The following is a 15,814-nucleotide window of genomic DNA, read 5'->3' on the forward strand; positions in this document are numbered from 1 at the left end:
AATACACGGCGGTCACAGGGCGATGTCGAGCCTGTCGTTGCGGTTGAAGAGCTTCTGCACCTGCGCGACGATCTGCTCGGCATGGGCCTTGCCGAGCTGGTCGGCCTTCTCCACGTCGCGCGCCTCGATGGCGGCGAGGATGGCGGCATGCTCGTCCACGAAGAGCTGCGGGAACTGCTCGTCGTAAGACTGGTAATAAAGCCGCAGGATCCTCCGGCCCTCGTCCAGCAGCCGGCGGAACAGGCTGGTGAAATAGGGGTTGCGGCCGGCCTCGGCGATGGCGGCATGGAAGGCGGCGTTGTTGGCGATCATGCCCAGCGTGTCGCGCTCGGCGAGCGAGCGGGCGTAGTCCTCGTGAAAGCCGCGGATGATGGCGAGGTCTTCCGGGCGGTGATACTGCGCCGCAAGCCGCGTCGTCACCCGGTACATCAGCACCAGCGCGTCGAAGAAGGTGTGGAGGTTGAGGAAGTCGATATTCGCGACCATGGTCGAGCGGTTCGGCAGGGTCTCGATCAGCCCCTCGCCGGCCAGCCGCACCAGCGCCTCGCGGATCGGCGTGCGCGACATCTTGAACCGCTCGGCAAGCTGCACCTCGTCGATCGGGCTGCCGGGGGCGAGCTTCAGATCGAGGATCTCGTCGCGCAAAAGGTCATAGACCAGTTTGACGCCGGAGCCGCGCTTTCGTTCGGGCAGGGAGCTGGAATCGGTATCGGTCATTGAAAATCCCCTTGTCGACAAAAGAAATACAATTCTCTGCCTGCGCTATCAATCGTTTAAAGTGGGCATTTTGACGAAACGCTCGTCAAGCCCGCCCGGCAGGCGGCGGCAAAAGAAAAGGCGGGGTTTCCCCCGCCCGTTTCGCAATCGAGTGACGCGGCCTTCAGGCCGGCCGGCGGATGCGCCTATTTCGTGCCGTACATCCGGTCGCCGGCATCGCCGAGGCCGGGCACGATATAGCCCTTCTCGTTGAGCTGGCGGTCGATGGAGGCGGTATAGACCGGCACGTCCGGATGGTGCGCGCGGAAGCTCCTGATGCCTTCGGGCGCGGCCAGCAGGCAGAGGAAGCGGATATTCGTCGCGCCGCGGCTCTTCAGCGTGTCGATGGCGGCGATAGCCGAATTGCCGGTCGCCAGCATCGGATCGACGACGATGACGAGGCGCTCGTCGATGCTGTCGGGCGCCTTGAAGAAATATTCGACCGCCTCCAGCGTCTCGTGGTCGCGGTAGACGCCGATATGCGAGACGCGGGCCGAGGGCACCAGTTCCAGCATGCCTTCCAGCAGGCCGTTGCCGGCGCGCAGGATCGAGGCGAAGACCAGCTTCTTGCCTTCCAGCACGGGGGCGTCGATCTCCTCCAGCGGCGTTTCGATCCGCGCGGTGGTCAGCTCCAGGTCGCGCGTGACCTCGTAGCAGAGCAGCGTGGAGATTTCGCGCAGCAGGCGGCGGAAGCTGCCGGTCGAGGTTTCCTTCTTGCGCATGATGGTCAGCTTGTGCTGCACGAGCGGGTGATCGATGACTGTGACGCCGTCCATGGCCAACCTTCCGAAAGTAAGTGATGCCTTCTTTTTCCACGGAACGGCCGGAACCTGCAAGAGAAGAGAGCCGCCTGGAGGCAACATCCCCAGCCCGCTTGTGCCTCACAGCGCGGAAAGAAGCCTCTGCCGGGTCGGCTCGTCGACGAAGGCCGCCTCGATCGCGGTCCGCGTCATGCCGAGGATGTCCGCGTCGCTGAGACCCATGATCGTCGAGGCGACCTCGTATTCGCGGGCAAGCGAGGTGTGGAAGAAGGGCGGGTCGTCGGAATTGAGCGTGACGCGCACGCCCGCCTCATGCAGCGCCCGCAAGGGATGATTCCGGAAATCGGCAAAGACGCCGAGCGCGACATTCGAGCCGGGGCAGACCTCCAGCACCACGCCCTCGTCGGCCAGCCGCTTCACCAGCGCCGCATCCTCGATGGCGCGCACGCCGTGGCTGATGCGCGAGGGGCGGATATGGTCGAGCGCGTCGCGCACGCTGAAGGCGCCGGAAAGCTCGCCTGCATGGATGGTTATGCCGAGGCCGGCGTCGCGGGCGATGTCGAAGGCGCGGGTGAAATCGGCGACGCGGTGCATGCGCTCCTCGCCGGCAAGGTTGAAGCCGGTGATCAGCGGATGCGGCCGGCGCGCGGCATATTCGGCGGCCCTGACCACCCGCTCCGGCCCGAAATGGCGGATGCCTACGATAAGGAGCCGCGTCTCGATGCCCGTTTTCACCTTCGCCCGCTCCGCACCCTCGGCAAGGCCGGCTATATAGGCGTCGGCGCCGATGCCAACGGCGTCGCCCTGGTCCGGCGAGACGATCAGCTCGCTGTAGATGGCCCCGGCTCCGGCGATCTCACTGAGATAGGTTTCGGCAAGCAGCGCGTAATCCTCCTCCGTGCGGAAGAGATTGGCGGTCGCGTCGTAGCTGGCGACGAAGCTCGTGAAATCCTGCCAGGCATATTCGCCGTCCCGGATGAAGCCGGACGTGTCGATGCCGTAGCGCCGCGCCTGCGAGAGCGCGAGGGCAGGGGGCGTCGCGCCTTCGATATGGCAATGCAGCTCCGCCTTGGGCATGGCTTTGGTCACAGGAAGCTCCTTCCATGCGGGCCGGGCGCGATGCCGAGATGCCGGGCGATGCTTTCGCCGATATCGGCGAAGGTCGTGCGGGTTTCGAGGAGGCGTGAGCGGATGCCCGGGCCGAAGCTCATGATCGGGACGCGCTCGCGCGTATGGTCGGTGCCGCGCCAGGTCGGGTCGCAGCCATGGTCGGCGGTGAGGATGACGATATCGCCGGGCTTCAGCTTGCGGTCCACTTCCGGCAGGCGCCGGTCGAAGGCCTCCAGCGCCGCCGCATAGCCGGCCACGTCCCGCCTGTGGCCATAGAGCATGTCGAAATCGACGAAATTGGTGAAGACCAGGTCGCCGTCCTTCGCCTCGTCCATCACGCGAAGCGTCGCGTCGAACAGCGCCATGTTGCCGTTCGCCTTGGTCAGCGTGCCGATGCCTTGGTGGGCGAAGATGTCGCCGATCTTGCCGACGGCGTGCACCATGCGGCCGGCTTCCACCAGCCGGTCAAGCAGGGTCGGCTCCGGCGGCAGCACGGAATAGTCGCGGCGGTTGCCGGTACGCTCGAAGGTCTCCGGCGTCTCGCCGATGAAGGGCCGGGCGATGACCCGGCCGATGCGCCCGCCCGGCCGCGCGTCGAGGATTCCGCGCACCGTCTCGCAGAAGGCCAGCAGCCGGTCGAGGCCGAACGAGCCCTCATGCGCGGCGATCTGGAAGACCGAATCGGAGGACGTGTAGCAGATGGGCTTGCCGGTGCGCCGGTGCTCCACGCCGTGCCTTGCGATGATGTCCGTGCCCGAGGCGTGGCAATTGCCGAGGATGCCGGACACCTTGCCGGCGGCGCATATCGCTTCGACGAGCTCGGGCTCGAAGGCATAGCCCTCCGCCGGGAAGTAGCCCCAGTCGAAGGAGACCGGCGTGCCGGCGATCTCCCAGTGGCCGGACGGCGTGTCCTTGCCGTTGGAAACCTCGCTGGCCGCGCCGTGATAGCCGAAGACGCGCGGCGGCACGTCCATGCCGGTTGGAAAGAAGCCGGTCGCCGCGCGCGCCGCATGCAGCAGCCCGAGCGCCGACATGTTGGGAAGGTGGAGCGGCCCCTGTCTCAGCCCCGGCCGGTCGGCGGCCCCCGCCGCGCAGAACTCGGCGATGTGGCCGAGCGTGTTGGCGCCGAGATCGCCGAAGGCCGCCGCATCCGGTCCGCCGCCGATGCCGAAGGAATCGAGAACGAAGAGAAAAGCCCGCGCCATATGTCACCCGTCGATCGTTCGCGCCGCCCGCTTGCACGGCGGCTGGACTGTCTGACATGGCATGCCCGCCGAGCGGCGTTCAAGGAAAATCCGTCGCGGGGAGGCGCGTCAGCAATCGCCGCAGGCGATTGCCGTGCCGGTGCGCTGGCGGAAATAGCTCGTCTTGGAGAGATTGATCTTGTTGATGTTCGAAGCGAGCCCCGGCGCCATCAGGAAGAGCGTATGCGGCACCGAGAATTCCGTGCGCACGATGAAGGTGCCCTTCGCGTCCATCTCGGTGGGAAGGGTCACCGGCGTTCCCTTGGCATAGGGAACGGCGGATGCCTGGTCGCGCGACCAGGCGACGGTCGCCTTGCCGCTGCTGTCGATGGCGATGCCGGTGATCTTCAGCGAGTAACCGTCCTGCGAGAAGGGCGCGACGATGTTCTTCGTGACGTCCTTCATCGAATCCAGCGTGGTCTTGTTCGTCGTCTCTGTCCGGGTCAGGAGGTCGGAAACGGTGCTCGAGGCGCGGCTGATCTTGCGCGACATCGTCACCGCGACGGTGATCTCGAAGGCGCCGATATAGGTCATGAGGAGCAGCGGCGCGACGATGGCGAATTCGATGGCGCCGACGCCGCGGCGGTCGTCCACAAAGCGGCGCAGGTGCCGAAGGAGGCCCGATCCCGATCCGGACGTCGCCATGGTCTTGCCCATCACGGATAGTCCTCGCTCTGCATGATGACGGTCGCCACCATCAGGTAGTTCTGCCGCGAGCCGTCGGCGGCGCGGATGTTGGACAGGATCGGGCGGACGAGATCGGTTATGACGTCCCAGCGATAATAGGCGCGGACGATGTTGATCGTCTTCTTGCCGCCGGGATCGAACTTGAAGTCCTTGGTGCTGAGATCGCCGTCGACGAGCGGCACGGTGGACGGAATATCGGAATATTTGTCGAAATGGCGCACGTCGAGGAACAGCTTGTCCGGCTTTGCCACCTCCGTCGCCGAGCAGGGCATCAAAATCTTGATCTCTTCGCAGAACGCCGTGCGGAACTGCGCCTCCGTCGTGGCGTTCGTCGCGGCCGAGGCGGCGCGGATCTCGCCGGTGCGGATCTTGCGCGCCATCGTGTCGGTGGCGTTGGCGAGCAGCTGGTCGCCCATGAAGGCCACGAAGGTCTCGATCGAGGCGAAGACGATGACGAAGAAGGGAATGGCGAGGATCGCGAACTCGATCGCCGTCGCGCCGTCGCGGCGCCGGAGGAGGCGTCGGAACAGGCCCTTAATCGGCCGCCGCCGGGGGGCTGTGTCATGATCGAGCGACATCGCGAGCGGTTCCCAAGGATCGAGAAGGCCAGACTAGGCGGCAGACCCTTTATATTTCGTGTGTGCGGCCGTGAAGATTCGACCGGTTTCCCGCATCAGGACGCCCGAAGCGGGACTGCGGCTCAGTTGCTGCCGGCCGTCTTGCTGGCATGCTGCTCGCAATTGGGCGTGCAGGAGAGGACGGAGCGGTCCGTCTGGCGGAAGACGCGCACCGTATTGCCCTCGTCGATCGATACGAGGACGCGCTCGTCGACGATGGCGTTGCCGTCCGCATCGAGCAGCACGAGATTGGTGGTCCCGAAGTTGCGACCGGTGAGCACGATGGTCTGGGCGTCGGCGACGGTCGCGTCCGCCACCGCCGCATTTCCGACGATGACCTTGCTGACCGGACGATCGAGCCGCAGGACGCGGGCGTGATCCATATAGACGCGCAGGAATTGCTCCTGCGCTGCCGCATCAGTGGCCGCCGACAGCAACACGAAGGCGGTCGTCGCAAGCGTTGCTGCACCCGCAGCGAAGGTCCGGTCGCGTCCCATAAACAGTCATCCCGATAAAGAAACGCCCACAGCATCGCCAAGAATGGTGAATGAAGGTTTAAGCGGAAGTCCGGCATTCTCGATTCAACCCTGGCGCTCAGGGCGCGTTCTTGCGGCGAAAACGGCCGAAGCGGCGAAAGAGCGTGCAAATACCGGCATTTTACGCATCGTTAACCCTAAATCCAGCGACCTCTTCTTAAGGTTTCGGTAACCCAACTCTTTAAGTCGATGGAAATGGCCTGCCTGTAGGTTGCAGTCATCCGAACAACGGAAACAGTTGGCGGACGTGCTGAACCAACATCGTGGAGCTAGGAGAATACCATGACCAAGATTTTCGCTCGCCTTATGAAGGACGAGTCTGGCGCAACCGCCATCGAATACGGCCTGATCGCCGCCCTGATTTCCGTCGCCCTCATCGCCGGCGCCAGCGCGCTTGGCGGCTCGCTGAATAACCAGTTCACGGGCCTGTCGAAGAAAATGAACATCGGCGCGGACGGTACGACCAAGACCGCCCCCACCAACTAAATGAAACTTGCTTGATGAGAAAGCCGCCTTTCATGCAAAGGCGGCTTTCTGTTTTCAGGATTATCTTTCCTGAAACCTGCCAGATGCATTCTGCTTCAAAATGGAGATCATCATGACTCAGGCGATCATCTTTGTGGTTTTCCCGCTTTGCCTGGCAGTTGCCGCCTGTTCAGATTTCCTCACGATGCTCATTCCAAACCGGGTGTCTGCAATCCTTCTTGCATCGTTTTTCATTGTGGCTCCCCTCGTCGGTCTCGGTATGACAGAGATCGCGATGCATCTTGCAGCCGGTGCCATCGTCTTTTCGGCGTGCTTCGCGCTGTTCGCCTTCAATGTGATGGGTGGTGGCGATGCGAAGCTTCTGACGGCGAGCGCGGTGTGGTTCGGCCTGACATTTTCGCTAATCGAATTTCTAGTCTATGTGTCATTCCTCGGCGGTGTCCTGACCTTGGCTATCCTGTCGCTGCGGGCGCACACCAACTCCATTCTCGCCAGCGGCCTGCCTGTGCCTGACTCCCTCGTCATGGCGAAGAAGATACCCTATGGCATCGCCATCGGCATCGGGGCCTTCATGGCCTATCCGTCTTCCCCGCTGATGCTCGCCGCGCTCGGCGGTTGAGGGCGGCGTCAACCTGCCGTTAACCATAGCTGTAAGGCGCTTATTAACCATAATTACACCATTGCCGGTCAATGTGGGCTGACAGGAGACTCCGCAGCTCAGGGAAACCACATGAAACCGGCACGAATCATCATTCTGGCAGTCGCCGTCGTCTCGGCGGGCGTGGCAGGATTTCTTGCCTTGCAGGTTGCCCGCGGCGGCCCCTCGGTGATCGAGACGCAGACCGTCGTGGAGCGCGAGCCCACGATCAACGTGCTCGTCGCCAAGGAAAGCCTGCCGGTCGGCGCGCGGCTCAATCCCGATGTGGTCGCCTGGGCGGCCTGGCCGGAAGGCTCCGTCGTCGAAGGCTTCATCACCGACAAGAGCCGGCCGGATGCGATCGAGACGCTCAAGGGCGCCATCGCGCGCATGCCGATCTTCAACGGTGAGCCGATCCGTCAGGAGAAGATCGCCGATTCCTCGAGCCGCATCATGTCGTCGCTGCTTCCCGCCGGAAAACGGGCCGTCGCGACGGAGATCTCGGTCGCGACCGGTGCCGGCGGCTTCATCCTGCCCAACGACCGCGTCGACGTGACCATGGTGCGCAAGGGCGATTCGGGCGCCTATCTCACCGAGACGATCCTGTCGAACGTCCGCGTCCTCGCCATCGACCAGCAGATCCAGGAGAATCCGGACGGTTCGAAGGCAGTCGTCGGCACCACCGCGACGCTCGAATTGACCCCCGACCAGACCAAGGTGATCGCCGTCGCCCAGCAGATGGCCGAGCGCCTGTCGCTGGCGCTGCGCAGCGTCGCCGACGCCCAGGAAGCCGATACCGGGGCAGCCGATTATCTCCTCAGCGGCGGCGCGGGCCGGCCGCAGATCCAGGTGATCAAGACCGGTTCGATCGTCAACGGCACCACTGCCGCCGCCGCAACCGCAGAGCAATGAGCAGGAGCTGACCCGTGTTTGCAATCACAAGGATTTTTCGGGCTTCTGTCGCGGGCGGGCTGAGCTTCTGCCTGGCCTTTGCCGGTCTCCCGCTTCCCGGCCAGGTCGCCGAGGCGGCAACGTCGTCGATCATCCGCATCCAGGAAAGTGGCGCGGGCGTGCGCAAGTCGGTGCGCCTCGGCCTCAACAAGGCCATCGTCGTGGACCTGCCGACCGACGCGCACGACATCCTCGTCGCCGATCCGGTCAAGGCGGATGCCGTCACGCGCACCTCGCGCCGCATCTATCTCTTCGGCAAGGAAGTCGGCCAGACCAACATCTTCGTCTTCGGCCCCAATGGCGAGGAGATCGTCAGCATCGATCTCAATGTGGAGCGTGATGTCAGCGGGCTGCAGACGCAGCTGCGCCGCTTCATCCCCGATTCCGATATCCAGGTGGAGATCATCTCCGACAACATCGTGCTCTCCGGCTCCGTGCGCACGCCGCAGGATGCCACCCAGGCGGTCAATCTCGCGCAGATCTTCCTCAAGGGCGGCGAAGCGACCACCCGCACGGTGGTCTCGCAGGGCAACAACGGCGATTCGGCGATCTTCGGCGAAGGGCGCCAGACCTCCCAGGTCGTCAACATGCTGCAGATCGAGGGCGAAGATCAGGTCACGCTGAAGGTGACGGTCGCCGAAATCCGCCGCGAGGTTTTGAAGCAGCTCGGTTTCGACAACACCTTCAGCCGCGTCAACAAATCCGGCTCCAGCCTGGACACGCTGGTTTTCAATGCTGCGGAGGACGGCCTGTCGGGCACTGTTGCGGGAAATATCGGCAAGTTCGGCATCCGGGCGGCCCTGAGCGCGCTTGAGCAGGCCAAGGCGATCCGCACCCTGGCCGAACCGACCCTGACGGCGGTATCCGGCCAGTCGGCAACCTTCAATTCCGGCGGCGAGAAGGTGTTCTACATCTCCGACCGCAACGGCGGCGTCACGACGACGACTTATCAATACGGCATTTCGCTCGGCTTCACGCCGACCGTGCTTTCCTCCGGCCGCATCGGCCTGCGCATCCAGACCAAGGTGTCGGAGCCGGTTGTCTCGGGAGCGAACACTGCAGAATACCGCCGCCGCGACGCCGAGACCGTCGTCGAGCTGCCGTCCGGCGGCTCCATCGCGCTGGCCGGCCTCATCCGCGACGATGTCCAGCAGACCGTGTCCGGAACGCCGGGCGCCTCCAAGGTGCCGGTCCTCGGCGCGCTGTTCCGCAGCAAGTCCATCGAGCGCAACGAGACGGAACTGGTGATCATCGCCACGCCCTATCTCGTCAAGCCGGTCAACCGGAACGCGCTGGCCCGGCCAGACGACAATTTCAATCCGGCGAATGACGCGGCAAGCGTCTTCCTCGGCCAGGTAAACCAGCTCTACGGCCGCAAGAACGGCCTGCCGGCCCAGCGCTACGAAGGTAGCGTCGGCTTCATCTACAAGTGATCGGGTGCGACGTGACGAAGGGACGGACCCAGCCAATGGCAAACGAAATGCACACCACCCGCACCAGACGTGGCCGCACCAGAAATGGCCGCACCCGGAACGGCCGCACCGTCGCCGTCTTCGCCGTGGCGGCGCTCGCCGTCGCCCTTGCCGGCTGCGCCGACCGCCGCGCGACGGGCTCGCTGCCGGATGATTACCGCACGCGCCATCCCATCGTCGTCGGCGAGCAGGAACGCACCATCGATATCCCGATCGCCACCGGCGCCAGCCAGCTGACCCGTGGCCAGAGCGAGGTCATCGCCGGCTTTGCCTCCGGCTACTCCGCCGACTCCTCCGGCATGTTCCGTGTCATCCTGCCGCGCGGCGCGCGCAACGACGCCGCGACATCGGTCGCCGGCCGGCAGATTCGCAAGCTGCTCGGGCGCCACGGCATACCGGCCCGCAAGATCATGATCGAAAGCTATTCCGCCACCGATCCGGACGAGGCGGCGCCGATCCGTCTCAGCTATTTCGCCATCGCGGCCTCGACGCAGGCTTGCGGGCAATGGCCGGAGGACCTGACGATCAATACCTTCGAGAACAAGAACTACTACAATTTCGGCTGCGCCACGCAGAACAACCTTGCCGCCCAGATGGCCGATCCGAACGACCTTCTCGGCCCGCGCCGCATGACGCCGGCCGACGCGACGCAGCGTGGCGAGGCGCTTGAACGATACCGCGGCGCCTATACCGAACTGAAGGAAATGTGACGATGAGCACGGTCGACTACACCTTCACGAGCGAAGCCGCGCAGGACCAGGCGGACGAGGCCGTGCGTCCGACGGACCTCGAGGCCGTGCGCCCGCTGCCGCGCATCTCCGTGCACGCCTTCTGCGAGAGCGAGGCCATGCTGCGCACCATGGAACGGTGCGGGCAGGACCGGCGCATGACGAAGGTCAGCCTGCGCATCTCCAGCGCAAGCATCGCCGCGGCGGCCAACATGTTCGCCAGCGCGCCGACGCCGAACCTCCTGATCCTCGAGACTTCGGCGGAGCCGCACGCCATCATGGACGAGCTCGCGCCGCTCGCCGAGGTCTGCGATCCCTCCACCAAGGTCATCATCGTCGGCCGTTACAACGACATCGCGCTCTATCGCGATCTCATCCGCAACGGCATTTCCGAATATATGGTCGGCCCGATCGGCATGGCCGAGGTGCTGAACGCCATGGCGGCGATCTTCATCGACCCGGAGGCCGAGCCCCTCGGCCGCTCGCTTGCCTTCATCGGCGCCAAGGGCGGTGCGGGTTCCTCGACCATCGCGCACAATTGCGCCTTCGACATCTCCAACCTGTTCCAGACCGAGGTGATCCTCGCTGACCTCGACCTGCCCTACGGCACGGCGAATATCGACTTCGACCAGGACCCGCCGCAGGGCATTTCCGAGGCGATCTATGCGCCGGACCGCCTCGACGAGGTCTTCCTCGACCGCCTCCTGACGAAATGCTCGGAGCATCTTTCGCTTCTGGCCGCCCCCTCGATGCTGGATCGCGCCTACGATCTGGAGCGGGGCTCCTTCCAGCCGGTCCTCGAAGTATTGCAGCGCAGCGCGCCGGTGACGGTGCTCGACGTGCCGCATGCCTGGTCCGAATGGACCCGCACGCTGCTGTCCGAGGTGGACGAGCTGATCATCACGGCGACGCCGGACCTTGCGAGCCTGCGCAACGTGAAGAACATGCTCGACGCGCTGAAGAAGCTCAGGCCGAACGACAAGCAGCCCCACCTGATCCTCAATCAGGTCGGCCTGCCGAAGCGCCCGGAAATCGCCCCGGCGGATTTCTGCGAGCCGCTCGGCATCGAGCCGGTCGCGATCATCCCCTTCGACGCGCAGCTTTTCGGCACGGCCGCCAACAGCGGCCGCATGATCGCGGAAATGGACCGCAAGTCGCCGACCGCGGAAACCTTCTCGCAGATCGCCCATCTCGTGACGGGCCGTGCGACGGTGAAGAAACCCAAGAAGGCCGGGCTCGGCAAGATGCTGGGCCTGATCGGACGCAAGTAGGCCCCGAAGGGGCGATGCAACAGACTGGATGACGTGGCATGTTCGGCAAACGGGGCAATGACGGTTTCGGCAAGAGCGGCGTAGCGGGCCAGATGCCCCATGCCGCGCCTTCGGCCGCCGCGACGGTGACGGCCGAACGGCCGGCCGCGCCCGCGCCCGTGGCCCAGCCCGTCTTCGAGCCGGCGCCTGCGCCGGTGGCGGCTCCGGCCCCCGCGCCCGCCGCTTCCAGCCGCCGCCGCTCGCCGCGCACCGAAGATTATTACGATACCAAGAGCCAGGTCTTCTCCGCGCTGATCGATACGATCGACCTGTCGCAGCTCGCAAAGCTCGACACGGAAAGCGCGCGCGAGGAAATCCGCGACATCGTCAACGACATCATCACGATCAAGAACTTCGCGATGTCGATCTCCGAGCAGGAGGAACTGCTTGACGATATCTGCAACGACGTTCTCGGCTATGGCCCGCTGGAGCCGCTGCTGGCGCGCGACGACATCGCCGACATCATGGTCAACGGCGCCGGCAAGACCTATATCGAAGTGGGCGGCAAGGTGCAGGAATCGGAGATCCGTTTCCGCGACAACGCCCAGCTCCTCTCGATCTGCCAGCGCATCGTCAGCCAGGTCGGCCGCCGCGTCGACGAATCGAGCCCGATCTGCGACGCTCGCCTTCCCGACGGCTCGCGCGTCAACGTCATCGCCCCGCCGCTCGCCATCGACGGCACCGCGCTCACCATCCGTAAGTTCAAGAAGGATAAGCTGACGCTCGACCAGCTCGTCCGCTTCGGCTCGATCACGCCGGAGGGCGCGGCGCTGCTGCAGATCATCGGCCGCGTGCGCTGCAACCTCGTCATCTCCGGCGGCACCGGCTCGGGCAAGACGACGCTGCTCAACTGCCTCACCAACTATATCGACCGGGACGAGCGGGTCATCACCTGCGAGGACTCGGCCGAACTTCAGCTCCAGCAGCCGCATGTCGTGCGTCTCGAAACCCGCCCGCCGAATATCGAGGGCGAGGGCGAGATCACCATGCGCGATCTCATCAAGAACTGCCTGCGCATGCGTCCCGAGCGCATCATCGTCGGCGAAGTGCGCGGACCGGAGGTCTTCGACCTCCTGCAGGCGATGAACACCGGTCACGACGGCTCGATGGGCACGATCCATGCCAACACGCCGCGCGAATGCCTCTCCCGCATGGAATCGATGATCGCCATGGGTGGCTATACGCTGCCGGCCAAGACGGTGCGCGAGATCATCGCGGGCTCCATCGACGTCATTATCCAGGCTTCGCGCCTGCGCGACGGTTCGCGCCGCATCACCCACATCACCGAGGTGGTCGGCATGGAAGGGGACGTCATCGTCACCCAGGACCTGATGCGCTTCGACATGCAGGGCGAGGACGCCAACGGCCGCATCATCGGCAAGCATATGGGCACCGGCATCGGCAAGCCGCACTTCTGGGAGCGCGCCCGCTACTTCAACGAGGACAGGCGCCTGGCGGCAACGCTCGACGCGATGGAAAAGCCGTAAGGGCAGGGGGTAGCGCGGATGTTCGGGCTGGATATCACCATCGTTGCGATCTTCGCGCTGGCGGCGCTCTCCACCGCCGGCCTTGCCTATGGCGTGCTCTTCTCGCGCATCGAGGCGGAGAAGAAGACCGAAAGCCGCTTCCGCCGCGTCCAGTCCGCCGAAACAGACCAGAACAAGGCCAAGGCGGCGCGCGACCGCATGCAGGAACTCTCCAAGCGCCGCAAGTCGGTGCAGGAATCCCTGAAGGACCTCGAAAAGAAGCAGCAGGAGCAGACGCGGCGCATCGCCACGACCCTGAAGGCCAAGCTGATGCAGGCGGGCCTATCGATCACGCCCGCCAAATTCTACGTCTTCAGCGCGATCTTCGGCCTCTTCGCCTTCGTGCTGACGCTCGTGGCCGGCGCGGGGCTTCTCATCTCGCTCGGCGTCGCCTTCATCATGGGGGCGGGCCTGCCGCGCTGGCTCGTCGGCTTCCTCGTCAAGCGCCGCATGAACAAATTCCTCGAGGAGTTTCCCAATTCGCTCGACGTGATGGTGCGTTCCATCAAGTCCGGTCTTCCCCTGACGGATGCGCTGCGGCTGATCGCGGCCGAAGGCCAGGAGCCGGTGAAGACGGAATTCCGCAAGGTCGTCGAATCCCAGCAGGTCGGCCTCAGCGTGCCGGAAGCCTGCGCCCGCATGTTCACCAATATCCCGCTGCAGGAAGTCAACTTCTTCTCGATCGTCATCGCCATCCAGAGCCAGGCGGGCGGCAATCTCTCCGAAGCGCTGGGCAACCTTTCCCGCGTCCTGCGCGAGCGCCGCAAGATGCGCGCCAAGGTCAACGCTCTGTCGATGGAGGCGAAAGCCTCGGCGGCGATCATCGGCGCCCTGCCGTTCATCGTCGCCTTTCTCGTCTACCTGACCTCGCCGGACTACATCATGATCCTGTTCCAGGATCCGCGCGGCCATCTCATCCTTGGCATTTCCGGCTTCTGGATGTCGATCGGGATCCTGGTGATGCGCAACATGATCAACTTCGACATCTAGGGCCGAGACCATGGTCGCCACGCTTACCGATCCCGCCATCCTGCTGCCGGCCTTTGTGATGATCGCCGTGCTGGCGACCTTCTACACGCTGGCGGCGCCCTATCTCGACCGCGGCGACCTCGGCAAGCGCATGAAGGCGGTGGCGCTGGAGCGCGAGCAGATGCGCGCGCGCGAACGGGCGCGCCTCAACACGCAGGCCGTCCAGAGCAAGGCGTCGCTGCGCGCCCAGCACAACACCTCCGTGCGCCAGGTCGTCGAACGGCTGAACCTGCGCGAGGCGCTCGTCGACGCCAACACGGTGAACCGGCTGAAGCAGGCGGGCTATCGCTCGCAGAACGCCCTCAACATCTTCCTCTTCGCGCGCTTCGTCCTGCCCTTCGTCTTCCTGACGCTTGCCGGCTTCTACATCTTCTATCTCGGCCTCCTCGCCGACAAGCCGCTGCCGATGCGCATCCTCGCCACCGTCGCCATCGGCTATCTCGGCTTCTACGCGCCGAACATCTTCGTCTCCAACCAGGTGTCGAAACGCCAGAAATCGATCCGCCGCGCCTGGCCGGATGCGCTGGACCTCATGCTGATCTGCGTGGAATCGGGCATTTCCATCGAAGTCGCCTTCAAGCGCGTCGCCGATGAGATCGCCATGGCCTCGCCGGAACTGGCCGAGGAGCTGGTGCTGACCACCGCCGAGCTCTCCTTCCTGCAGGAGCGGCGGGTGGCCTATGATAACCTCGGCACCCGCATCGGGCTCGACACGGTCAAGTCCGTCACGCAGGCCCTCATCCAGGCCGAGCGCTACGGCACGCCGCTCGCCCAGGCGCTGCGCGTGCTGGCGCAGGAATGCCGCGACCAGCGCATGAACGAGGCGGAGAAGAAGGCGGCCGCCCTGCCGCCGAAGCTGACCGTGCCGATGATCCTGTTCTTCCTGCCGGTGCTCGTCGCCGTCATTCTCGGCCCCGCCGGCATCCAGGTTTCCGACCGCTTCTGAAGGCGGCCAATTAGACGAAAAACGCCCCGGTCGAGCAATCGGCCGGGGCGTTGGCGTCTTGGGAGGGACGCTGGGATAAGCTTCAGTTGGTGCTGCCGCTGTCGTCCGCGGCGAGCTTCTTCCAGGCGTTCTGCTGGGTCAGCATGGAGCGCAGATAGGTGACATTGGCTTCGGCCTGCCCGGCGGTCAATTCCTGCCTTGCGATGGTCTCCGCCTCCTGGAACCGCCCCTGCAGGCCGACGGTGAGCGCCAGGTTCTGGCGCACGCCGCTGTCGGCGCCGGGCTGGCCGGCGGCCGAGCGCAGATAGGTCTCCGCCGTCTTCAGGTCCCGCGTCAGGAGATAGGACATGCCGAGATTGGAGAGCACGGACGGCTCGTTCGGCCGCAGGTCGAGCGCCTCGCGGTAGCGCTGGCGGGCCTCGCCCGACCGGCCGAGCTGGTCGAGGATCGCGCCTTCGGCCGATTTCAGCTTCCAGTCCGGCCGGTCCGGCGTCTGGGCGCGCAGGATCGTGTCGAGCGCCTGCTGGAGCTGGCCGGCCGCCGCCTGCGCCTTGCCGTAGGCGGCCAGCACTTCACGGTTGTCGGGATTGCTGATGGCGACCTGCTGCATGACGGCGAGCGCCTGGTCGTTGCGCCCGTTCATGCGCAGGACGCTGGCATAGTTCATGCCGGTCTGGGGATCGCGCGGGTTCTTCTCGTAGGCCTTGCCCATGCTGTCGGCCGCGCCGCGCAGTTCCGTCGCGTTCATCGCGCCGACCGGCTTGGATGTCGTGGGGATCGAGCCCGTGGTCGGGTTGTTCTTGCTGGCGCAGCTCGCCACCGCCACCGTGATGGCGAGCAGCGCCGCCCCTCTCAGAAGCGCCGAGCGAAGTGACGAACGCGTGCGGCTGATAGCCATGATCGGTCCCCGAAGCGATTTTCGCATCCCCGCGGCGTCAAGAATCACGCCGCAATCTCCACTCAAGCAATAATCTGTTAACCCTAACAGAGTGTTAATTGCCCGATTCCCGGCTCTCTC

The 15,814-nt window shown here is 64.9% G+C and carries 17 protein-coding genes; 9 read left to right on the forward strand and 8 right to left on the reverse strand.

Annotated elements, in window-relative coordinates:
• Positions 1-12: 12 nt before the first annotated feature.
• The 7 genes from ShzoTeo12_RS17040 to ShzoTeo12_RS17070 form a co-directional block, all read right to left on the reverse strand.
• On the reverse strand, positions 13-717 hold the full coding sequence (locus tag ShzoTeo12_RS17040) for a GntR family transcriptional regulator (protein ID WP_119257332.1): 705 nt from the start codon (positions 715-717) through the stop codon (positions 13-15).
• Positions 718-902: 185 nt separating this feature from the next.
• Positions 903-1,532, reverse strand: a complete 630-nt coding sequence (upp, locus tag ShzoTeo12_RS17045; RefSeq protein ID WP_064332141.1) for a uracil phosphoribosyltransferase — start codon at positions 1,530-1,532, stop codon at positions 903-905.
• 105 nt (positions 1,533-1,637) lie between these two features.
• Positions 1,638-2,594, reverse strand: a complete 957-nt coding sequence (locus ShzoTeo12_RS17050) for an adenosine deaminase (protein WP_413251158.1) — start codon at positions 2,592-2,594, stop codon at positions 1,638-1,640.
• Positions 2,595-2,602: 8 nt separating this feature from the next.
• The gene (locus ShzoTeo12_RS17055; RefSeq protein ID WP_318910596.1) at positions 2,603-3,832 is read right to left on the reverse strand and encodes a phosphopentomutase; all 1,230 of its coding nucleotides are present in this window, start codon (positions 3,830-3,832) and stop codon (positions 2,603-2,605) included.
• Positions 3,833-3,940: 108 nt separating this feature from the next.
• The gene (locus ShzoTeo12_RS17060) at positions 3,941-4,528 is read right to left on the reverse strand and encodes a TadE/TadG family type IV pilus assembly protein (RefSeq protein WP_245424850.1); all 588 of its coding nucleotides are present in this window, start codon (positions 4,526-4,528) and stop codon (positions 3,941-3,943) included.
• Complete coding sequence (locus ShzoTeo12_RS17065) at positions 4,528-5,136, reverse strand: TadE/TadG family type IV pilus assembly protein (protein WP_318910599.1); 609 nt, start codon at positions 5,134-5,136, stop codon at positions 4,528-4,530. Before ShzoTeo12_RS17065 ends, ShzoTeo12_RS17060 begins: the two co-directional genes overlap by 1 nt.
• 122 nt (positions 5,137-5,258) lie before the next feature.
• Positions 5,259-5,672, reverse strand: coding sequence for a pilus assembly protein N-terminal domain-containing protein (locus ShzoTeo12_RS17070; RefSeq protein ID WP_318910600.1), 414 nt, complete (start codon positions 5,670-5,672; stop codon positions 5,259-5,261).
• Between the two features lie 321 nt (positions 5,673-5,993).
• Between ShzoTeo12_RS17070 and ShzoTeo12_RS17075 the strand changes: the two genes are divergently transcribed.
• From ShzoTeo12_RS17075 to ShzoTeo12_RS17115, 9 genes are all read left to right on the forward strand, one after another.
• Positions 5,994-6,197, forward strand: a complete 204-nt coding sequence (locus ShzoTeo12_RS17075) for a Flp family type IVb pilin (protein ID WP_119257337.1) — start codon at positions 5,994-5,996, stop codon at positions 6,195-6,197.
• A 112-nt stretch (positions 6,198-6,309) separates the two neighbouring features.
• Positions 6,310-6,816, forward strand: a complete 507-nt coding sequence (locus tag ShzoTeo12_RS17080) for a prepilin peptidase (protein WP_318910602.1) — start codon at positions 6,310-6,312, stop codon at positions 6,814-6,816.
• Between the two features lie 111 nt (positions 6,817-6,927).
• The gene (cpaB, locus tag ShzoTeo12_RS17085) at positions 6,928-7,746 is read left to right on the forward strand and encodes a Flp pilus assembly protein CpaB (protein WP_119257338.1); all 819 of its coding nucleotides are present in this window, start codon (positions 6,928-6,930) and stop codon (positions 7,744-7,746) included.
• A gap of 14 nt (positions 7,747-7,760) precedes the next feature.
• Entirely contained in the window at positions 7,761-9,218 is a 1,458-nt protein-coding gene (locus ShzoTeo12_RS17090) for a type II and III secretion system protein family protein (RefSeq protein ID WP_119257339.1), read from the forward strand.
• Between the two features lie 35 nt (positions 9,219-9,253).
• Positions 9,254-9,967, forward strand: coding sequence for a CpaD family pilus assembly protein (locus tag ShzoTeo12_RS17095; protein ID WP_318910604.1), 714 nt, complete (start codon positions 9,254-9,256; stop codon positions 9,965-9,967).
• Positions 9,968-9,969: 2 nt separating this feature from the next.
• A complete protein-coding gene (locus ShzoTeo12_RS17100) occupies positions 9,970-11,256 on the forward strand; it encodes a CpaE family protein (protein ID WP_318910606.1) in 1,287 nt (428 codons plus the stop codon).
• A 38-nt stretch (positions 11,257-11,294) separates the two neighbouring features.
• Positions 11,295-12,782, forward strand: a complete 1,488-nt coding sequence (locus ShzoTeo12_RS17105) for a CpaF family protein (protein ID WP_318910608.1) — start codon at positions 11,295-11,297, stop codon at positions 12,780-12,782.
• A gap of 18 nt (positions 12,783-12,800) precedes the next feature.
• Entirely contained in the window at positions 12,801-13,811 is a 1,011-nt protein-coding gene (locus ShzoTeo12_RS17110; protein ID WP_119257343.1) for a type II secretion system F family protein, read from the forward strand.
• A 10-nt stretch (positions 13,812-13,821) separates the two neighbouring features.
• A complete protein-coding gene (locus tag ShzoTeo12_RS17115) occupies positions 13,822-14,796 on the forward strand; it encodes a type II secretion system F family protein (RefSeq protein ID WP_318910610.1) in 975 nt (324 codons plus the stop codon).
• Between the two features lie 82 nt (positions 14,797-14,878).
• On the opposite strand, the gene ShzoTeo12_RS17120 is transcribed toward ShzoTeo12_RS17115, so the two are convergent.
• Positions 14,879-15,694, reverse strand: coding sequence for a tetratricopeptide repeat protein (locus ShzoTeo12_RS17120; RefSeq protein WP_318910612.1), 816 nt, complete (start codon positions 15,692-15,694; stop codon positions 14,879-14,881).
• Between the last annotated feature and the right edge of the window lie 120 nt (positions 15,695-15,814).

It is taken from the genome of Shinella zoogloeoides (genome assembly GCF_033705735.1).
In the GTDB taxonomy this organism is placed as follows: domain Bacteria; phylum Pseudomonadota; class Alphaproteobacteria; order Rhizobiales; family Rhizobiaceae; genus Shinella; species Shinella zoogloeoides_A.